The following is an 8,677-nucleotide window of genomic DNA, read 5'->3' on the forward strand; positions in this document are numbered from 1 at the left end:
TTAATATATTTATTATTGATATTAATTATTTTTTATATTTTATCTTTCATTATAATTAATAAATAATAATGTTTTATTTTTAAATTTATATAGAGATTAATTCTTTTTATTTTTAATTTTTAAAAAAATTATTTTAAGTTTTTTTATTTGTTTTTTTGTGGAAAATAAAAATGATAAAAAATAAACGCTAATTTATTTTATATTTCTTTGTTCCAATAAATAAAAATGTGATTAGTGTTAGATATATTAGTTATTCAAATATCATAAAAAAAAGATAATATTATACAAATTGTTTAGTTGACACTCGACTATCAGTGATGAAGTTCTTTTTTATGTTACATTATGATATTACTAGTATAATAGGTAAATTATTTGTATTACAAATCAGTGTGATAATTAATATTTAAACAAGTGATTAGATAAAAATGCTGTAAATATTGAACGGCTAGTAAATATAGCTAAAGTTAAAATAGTGATCGAGATCTGCTTTTTTCTTAATAAAAAATCGTCATATATACCAAAAAGGGGATGTCTTATTATTACTCTCTATTTTTAATGGTGACTAAGACGACTATTGTTAGGGTATTAACAAAGGGGAAATAATACATACACTAGAAAATTGTCAGCATATCATTTTCACTCACTTATCTGTTTTTCCGCTTATTATTATTTCTTTGTTATCGGGTGCAAGTAGCGAAAATTTCTGCCACTTAACTATCAGGTTTATTCTGTTTTTGCTGCTTGTTTTTTCTACAGACTTTGACGCTTGTTTATTTGAAATCGCGTTAAGTACGATCGCTTATAAAGTCCGAGAGATTGAAAATAACGCCCATAAAAAGCAAGATCAGCTGATAAAAATATTTATCGTTGATAAATAATCTCATAAGTTATGTTAGCAATGTTTTAGGATTTAACATTTGAGGTTATTTTATGCTCAGAGTGAAAAATAGCCATGTTGTTCATAAAAGGCATCTGTATGGTGATTGTGATTGGCAGTGTTGAACAGCGATTAAATCAAAAAGCGATTCATTATGAGTCGCAATTTCATACAATATTGAGATGTTTATGCTGACAAGGATCTTAAACAACAATCAGTAAGAGCATACTTTTTGATTTATAAATAAACTAGGAGTAAGTCACTAGTATCCACCAGCGTTATCGTTAATTAACTCAATTTAGGCAATAAAGTAGACAATAAACAATAGACTTTTGCGATAAAAGCAATAATCCACTTTATTGAAATACACAGTGATTAATGGCTGCTTTTTTAGCATTTTTAACTTATTATTGGTTTATTCTGTTTCGATAAAAGTGATTAATACTGTAGTGTTTCTTTTTGGTGATTTTTTGCCCTGAAGTGCATCCGTTTATTTTCTGTTAAAATAGCTCATATTAAATATTTAGTAGTAAGAAAATTAGGAGTAAATATGAATATTCTACTTATTAACGGTGGACAAAAATTTGGGCATTCTGCAGGACAATTAAACCGTACATTACATGATATCGCTCTGGCACATTTGGCGACATTAGGGCATCAGGTAAAAGAAACACAAATTGAAGAAGGCTATGATATCAATGAAGAGATAGAGAAATTTATCTGGGCTGATACTATTATTTATCAGATGCCGGGCTGGTGGATGATGATGCCATGGAAAGTGAAAAAGTATATGGATGAAGTCTATACTTATGGTCACGGCAAACTATATGAAAACGATGGACGTACTCGTCATGATCCAAGCAAACAATATGGTAGCGGGGGATTGTTGCAAGGTAAGCAATATATGATCTCCGCGACTTGGAATGCCCCTATTGAAGCTTTCAATGAATTTGGTAATTTCTTTGATGGGCGAGGGGTTGATGGTGTCTATTTTGCTTTTCATAAATCACAACAATTTCTTGGTTTATCTCAGCTGCCTACTTTTATGACCAACAACGTCATTAAAGAGCCTAATATTGAGAAAGATATTGTAGAATATAAAGCACATCTAACCAAAGTCTTTGGCTAAAAATCAAACGGCTCAAAAGGAGTGTTATATGCGCTATATCATTATCTTTTTGAGCCTCATTTTATATGGATTTAATCTTATGGCTTATTCAGAACAAACGCTGGTATTTATCCGTCATGGTGAAAAGCCTAATAATGATAGCGGGCAATTAAGTTGTCAGGGATTAAATCGTGCGTTAGCGTTACCTAATCGATTGATAACACAATTTGGTCAGCCTGATGCGTTATTTGCAGCAGCACCAAAACAAAATAAACTTGGAAATTCATTACGCTCTCTTCAAACTTTAACACCTCTTGCGGTGAAAACATCACTGCCAATCCATTTAAATTACCATGCCAAAGAGATAGACCCATTACGTAATAAACTGCTGAGCGAAGAATATCAGAATTCAGTCATTTTTATTGCTTGGGAGCATGATAATTTAGTTAAAGTAGTAAGGGATATTATGGCGCAATTTGGTGGTGATCCAAAAGCTATTCCTAAATGGGAAAGTGGTGATTTTGATAGTATCTATATATTAAAAATAATCAAAGAAGCAGATAAGAAAAAAGTGCTCTTTGAGCAACAGCATCAACAGCTAAATGATGTGCCTAAACAGTGTCCTTAGGCTGAAAAATGCAATATAGCATTGTCATATATATTAAAATAAGCTCGATTAATCATTTCCATATGGTTTAATTTATTGCTACCTATTTTATTTTTTATTCAAAAACTATTCTTTTATTACCATTGTTAGGTTTATTTTAAGTAAAAATACTTAAAATCCTAATTGCCGTGTTGGTTTACTTCCCTGTTTAGTTTACTCGATAAAGTATCCTGTTGATCATTGTGAAGTAATATTGTTATTTATCATTTGAATGATTTTAAATATATCCGATAATTAAAATGTTCTAATTTTTATTACTAGGTAATAATACGAATATTTTTACTTTATTCATATAATAGATAACTATTTTGTTATCAGTTATAGACATTGAATAAAGTGGGGACACTATATTAAGCAACCAGAGGTAATATGTTACTACAAACCATTTTAGCAGCGCTGGGGCCCATTATCTTAGGGCTTTTAGTTGGCTGGCTTTCCGGTAAATATGGATTTATTAAAAGAGAGTATTCACAAGCCTTTGCTGATTTTGTCGTTAAAATTGCTCTGCCTTTTTCACTCTTTTTAGCGGCAACCCAAGCTTCTCCGTCGGTTTTCTTTAATATCGACTATCTATTAGCTCTCGCGGTAGGATTAATTGTTTCTTATCTTATTGGTTTTTTAGGCGGCAAGTTCTTTTTTAAACATGATAAAAAGAACTCAGCAATGCAGGCATTATCGGTTTCATTTCCTGATATGGCTTATTGTGGACCACCAGTATTACTGGCAACAGTCGGCTCATCTGGTTTGATTGCTATGGTGGTGGGAAATTTGATCTACACGGTAATTATTTTACCTTTTACTATCATGATCATTAGTGGTGCCAAACAAGGAAAAAGCATTTTACAGTCATTGCTTAATGCTATCTCTCAGCCATTAGTTTTCCTGCCTATTTTGGGGGCTATGCTAGCTATTTTCGGCGTTAAGCTACCAGAGATTTTACAAAACTCAGTGAATGAAATAGGGAAAACATCTGGTGGTGTAGCATTATTTTTCTTAGGACTATTAATTTCAGGGCTCAAACTCAAAGTTAATACTGAAATTGTTTTTAATGTGATAATAAAGAATGTTGTACAAGGGGCATTAATTTTAGGAACGGGATTTGCACTTGGATTAGAAACTGAATTATTAAAAGCCGTCTTTCTAATTGGTGTATTGCCTACTGCAACAGCGGTGCCTGCTTTAGCTATTACAAATAAGGCCTATGCTGATATGGCAACGGGCACTGTATTATTAAGTACGCTATGCTCATTACTTTCTATTATTGGTGGTATCACTATTGTAGAAATGATGTAATTTTTCTAAGTGTATTTACTTGGAAAAGGGTAATTAATAATAACGATGCAAATAAAAAATAAAACAGACCTTTAATTGCCGGTCTGTTTTATTTTTATCGGTAAGATATAACTAAGGTGTTTCTAATTTTAATATCTTAGCCGTTGATGCACGAATATTACGACAAGCATCGGCATCTATTTTGAGATCAATACCATAAGTTGGAATAATCGTTTTAAGACGATCTTCCCAACCCTCATTTTCAAGTTGCTGTTTAAAGCAAGATTTAATGATATTGATGGCAATAAATGCTGCTGTAGAAGCGCCAGGTGATGCCCCCAATAACACTGAAAATGATTTATCTGCGCTACTAATTAGCTCAGTACCAAACTCTAATACGCCATGATGTTTAGCTGCGGGTTTAATAATCTGCACTCGTTGACCTGCAACAGCTTCTTGCCAATCCTCATGTTGAGCCTGAGGATAGAACTGTTTAAGCATTTCAAATTGATGTGCTGACGTTTGTAATACTTGACCAATTAAATATTCAGTTAATGACCAGTTATCTTTCGCGACATCTAGCATAGGTTCAATATTGCTGGGGCGAATTGACTCAAATAAATCTAAATAGGAGCCGTGTTTTAAAAATTTACTTGAAAAACCAGCATAAGGGCCAAAGAGTAGGGAGCGTTTACCTGCAATAATACGAGTATCAAGATGGGGGACAGACATCGGTGGTGAGCCTACATCTGCTTTTCCATAAACTTTGGCATGATGGCGAGAGCTGATTTTATCTTCATCACAACGTAGCCAAATACCACTAACAGGGAAACCACCGTAGCCTTTACCTTCTGGAATACCTGATTTTTGGAGTAAATCGATAGCGCGTCCACCGGCACCAACAAATACATATTTAGCTGTAATGAGGTATTTATCATGGGTGGTGAGATCTTTAACTTCGATATTCCAACCGCCAGTCTCATTTCTTTTGATATCAATAACATCATGTTTATAGTGCAACTCAAAATTATCTTGTTGAGAAAGTTGCTTAACTAATAGATGTGTTAATGCGCCATAATCGACATCAGTACCAGTAGCTACTCGGGTGACAGCAAGCTGTTGATTCGGATCACGCCCTTCCATAATTAATGGCGCCCAATCTTCAATTTGCTGTTTGTCTTCACTGTATTGCATATTTTCATAACAGTGATTGGCAGATATTTGGCGATAGCGTTGATGAAGGAATTTAACGTTATCTGCACCCCAAACAAAACTCATATGAGGGCAAGCATGAATAAAATCACGCGGATCGGCAATTTTTCCTTTTGTTACTAAATAAGACCATAATTGGCGCGATAAATCGAACTCGGTGTTCACTTCTAACGCTTTACTGATATTAACGGTGCCGTCAGGATTTGGTGGCGTATAATTTAGCTCACAGTTAGCAGCATGTCCTGTTCCCGCGTTATTCCATGAGTTAGAGCTTTCTTGACCACAATCATTAAGTCTTTCAAACATCGCGACTTTTAAATTAGGCTCTAGTTCTTTAAGAAGTGTGCCAAGTGTTGCACTCATAATGCCAGCACCAATGAGCGCGACATCTACATGTTCACTAATAGTTTTATTCATACAGACCCCAATTACTTAGTTGTTTTGGTAGGTTTAAAACATAATCCTGCATCTTCTTTGTAAACAACATAAGCTCGTCGCCAAGGTTCATCATCCATAAGACGCCATTTATGACCAGTGCCACTGTTATCTTGCGCTAACAGCACATCACCGGGTTTAATGATAAAAGTTGAGCCATCTTTTGTTTCAAACTCTAATGTTCCTGATAACGTAATAACATAACGAGGAACGGGATCTTGATGCCAATCATATGAACCACCTGAAATTGTTTCTCTAAACGATAACTCTGAAACAGCAATTGGCAAACTTTCACTATCGCCTCGTGAACTATCCTTAAATTCGATGATACCTTCTTCAAATAAAGAGTTACCATCTTCTCCGGTCCATAAGCGAACACATCGTATCATTTCGTCAAACTCCTTTAATATTTTGATACTTAAAATTTGATATTAGTTTAGTATAGATAACTTTCTTATTATTTCTTCCAATCACTATCACAATTAGGCGTTTTTATTACTAAAATAATCGTAGCAGTAATTAAATAATATAGTTGATTATTATAGCTATTTAGTCTCTAACTTTAAGGGGAAGGTTTATTTTTATTGATGTGATATATAGATATGTTTGTGTTTTGTTTTTATTGAAAATAATTCGCTAAAAGATATTTTTTAAAGTTAATTATTTTGGGTTGTTGTGTCATGTTTTAAGTATTAATACTGATAATTTATATTAATAAAAATAGTTAGAGTGCAGAGTTTGGATTAACGAAAATAGAGATATTTCCTCACGCTTTTGACGAAAGAGGGGGATTCTTTTTTTGTTATCGTTATAGTAATTACTCTCTTATTGGCATGTGATTAAGTTTAGCTGAAGGGTTGATTGGCGGTTTTTAGGTATCAGCACGATCAGTACACAGCATTATAGATAAGTTGATAACACAAGATAATCACAATAAAAATTAACATATATTTATATTGTGATTATCAATGATTTTGAAATTTAGACACCAAAGTTAAAAGTAAAAACAGCTTCACCTATATAATCAATTCCATCAGTTAAATCGATATTGTTTTGTGCCAATTTTTTTCTTGATAAAATATACGCATACCTACTTTCGTTATAAGCTCCTATTTGTATTTTTGCATTAAACACTTTTCCAGCTATAAGTTTTAAATTGTTTTTATCAACCTGGGCTTGAGGTTCACTAGTTAACGCTGTTAAGGTATCTTTAAAAATAGTTGCGGGCGAGCCAGTCCAAATCTTATCTGCCACTCTTCCTAAATAAGCTCGTTTATTATCAACTTTGATATCAATGACATCAATTATATATCCACCAATCTCTTGTTCTGTATTTTTTGCATTAACTAATCCAAAAACGCTAATTTTCGCTGAATCTGTTGAACTTGTTTTATAAGTATCTGATACCTTAAGTGTTAAATAATTGCTTGCATCACAGGATATTTTGATATTGGCACTCTTAGCTCCTAGTGCGTAATTTTCCTCAGCAGGAATAAAAGAGGGGGATATTACACCATAATCAATAATAATATCATTATCACCAGCATTAACGGTGCAAGTAGGGGGAGTAATATCACCGTTTATTTTTAAGTTAGCGCCTGGTGGAGTAGCTAATGCTGGTGTTGACATTACAATCAGCGTAGCAAGACTAAATAGCAATTTTTTCATATAGCCATTCCTTTTTATAAATTTAAAAATATAAATAATACTCTATAATACACAATCTATAATTTTATTTAATTACAAATTGATATATTTTAAATTTATCTAATTAAGATATTCTTAAAGTGATTGTTATTTTATATTTATTCTATTTTTAAACTGTAGCTATCCAATTATCATAGATCTTACTAAAGATAAAAATAATTTTTATCTTTTTTAGAGTAAGTGTAGAGTAATTTTAAAAATTAAATTGTTATTGTTTTGATGATGGTAAGTTAATTATTTATTAATATTTGTTCTTTATAGATAACTCTATTTATATTTGTAGACGAACCATGATTAAGGACTATTGGAGTATCGCTTTCAACCATAAAAGTAGATATTTTATCTTGATTTGCAGCTATACCATTTCTATTACTCAGTCTGCGGTCTTCATATCGGTAAATAAGGTACTGCCTTGCGACTGGTGGCTGTCGGTGTGGGTTTCGCTTTTCGACGGTTGGCATTAGTGCGCAGTTGTAAGGCAAAACAACAACTTATTCCATTTATATTCAGCTAGATAAAACTCATTTTTTAGTATTTTCAGTTTGTTATAAACTAATCTCCCCAGGGAATACTCGCCGAACACAAGTGCCTAGACGTGCATTTTTGAGCATAGAAAGAGATAAAGCGGAATTAAAACCAGACGCTATATAGATAGAGGGCTACTTTCCCAATCGAGGTAAACTGAACCCCCGCCCCAAAAGTCATCTTAAGTGGTAATTAGTTGAAGGATAATAACATATAAAAATGTAAGGAGATTTTAGTATTACGCTAAAATCTCCTTAATTATATTATTACTAGCGGTACATTTTTGGGAAGTATTCGTTGATTTTATCGTTATCCAACACTCTATCGATAGTAAAATCTACTGTATCCGAAACAGCTATTCCATGACGTAATTCTTCTGGAAAATCATTGATTGAGGCGTATATTGTTGGTACTAAATACCTAAAATAGTCTCCCATTTTAGTTTTTCCAGTAAAACCAACAGGATAGTCTTCTCCTTCCTTACTGCCTTCAACTCCATGATAAACAAAAAAACCTTTATTAGCGGATAGATTAGCCTCACTATAATGACCTGATTTTATCAAGTCAGCTTGAAGAACACAGATAATATTATTCCTATCTAAATCAGAGCGTTGTCGCCAAGCAGAGTATAAATCAAGTTCAAAATTGCCATTCTTGTTTTTCGGATAATGGTTAAATACTTGAGATTCTTCCCACATATATTCACAAAGATGATCAAGCAATGATTCTACATTTTTAATACTTAACAAATTTATTGGTAGATCACCAAAACAGTTATTTACCATAACCGCAATTTTTCCATGTTTATCCATTGCAAACCAAGTATAAATTGCTCCAAAACCGGGCTCCCAATTTTCATTTAAAACACTCATTA

General features: G+C 32.8%; 7 protein-coding genes. 3 read left to right on the forward strand and 4 right to left on the reverse strand.

Annotated elements, in window-relative coordinates:
• Nucleotides 1-1,427 precede the first annotated feature (1,427 nt).
• The 3 genes from ACYUCW_RS15380 to ACYUCW_RS15390 all read left to right on the forward strand — a co-directional run bounded on the left by ACYUCW_RS15380 (nucleotide 1,428) and on the right by ACYUCW_RS15390 (nucleotide 3,945).
• Nucleotides 1,428-2,006 carry an NAD(P)H-dependent oxidoreductase gene (locus tag ACYUCW_RS15380; protein ID WP_036969472.1) on the forward strand — a complete coding sequence of 193 codons (579 nt, stop codon included), beginning with the start codon at nucleotides 1,428-1,430 and terminating at the stop codon, nucleotides 2,004-2,006.
• Nucleotides 2,007-2,034: 28 nt separating this feature from the next.
• Nucleotides 2,035-2,613, forward strand: a complete 579-nt coding sequence (locus ACYUCW_RS15385) for a histidine phosphatase family protein (RefSeq protein WP_004243957.1) — start codon at nucleotides 2,035-2,037, stop codon at nucleotides 2,611-2,613.
• Nucleotides 2,614-3,021: 408 nt separating this feature from the next.
• Entirely contained in the window at nucleotides 3,022-3,945 is a 924-nt protein-coding gene (locus ACYUCW_RS15390) for an AEC family transporter (protein ID WP_004243956.1), read from the forward strand.
• Nucleotides 3,946-4,056: 111 nt separating this feature from the next.
• Here ACYUCW_RS15390 and mqo read toward each other — a convergent pair whose 3' ends face one another.
• The 4 genes from mqo to ACYUCW_RS15410 form a co-directional block, all read right to left on the reverse strand.
• Nucleotides 4,057-5,553 (reverse strand): malate dehydrogenase (quinone), encoded by a 1,497-nt coding sequence (mqo, locus tag ACYUCW_RS15395; protein WP_460408964.1) that lies wholly within the window; start codon nucleotides 5,551-5,553, stop codon nucleotides 4,057-4,059.
• Nucleotides 5,554-5,564: 11 nt separating this feature from the next.
• Nucleotides 5,565-5,960, reverse strand: coding sequence for a cupin domain-containing protein (locus ACYUCW_RS15400; protein WP_036969475.1), 396 nt, complete (start codon nucleotides 5,958-5,960; stop codon nucleotides 5,565-5,567).
• Between the two features lie 592 nt (nucleotides 5,961-6,552).
• Entirely contained in the window at nucleotides 6,553-7,239 is a 687-nt protein-coding gene (locus ACYUCW_RS15405; RefSeq protein WP_460408965.1) for a fimbrial protein, read from the reverse strand.
• An 833-nt stretch (nucleotides 7,240-8,072) separates the two neighbouring features.
• Nucleotides 8,073-8,675 carry a hypothetical protein gene (locus tag ACYUCW_RS15410; protein WP_036895431.1) on the reverse strand — a complete coding sequence of 201 codons (603 nt, stop codon included), beginning with the start codon at nucleotides 8,673-8,675 and terminating at the stop codon, nucleotides 8,073-8,075.
• Between the last annotated feature and the right edge of the window lie 2 nt (nucleotides 8,676-8,677).

The organism is Proteus sp. MB838 (genome assembly GCF_054767435.1).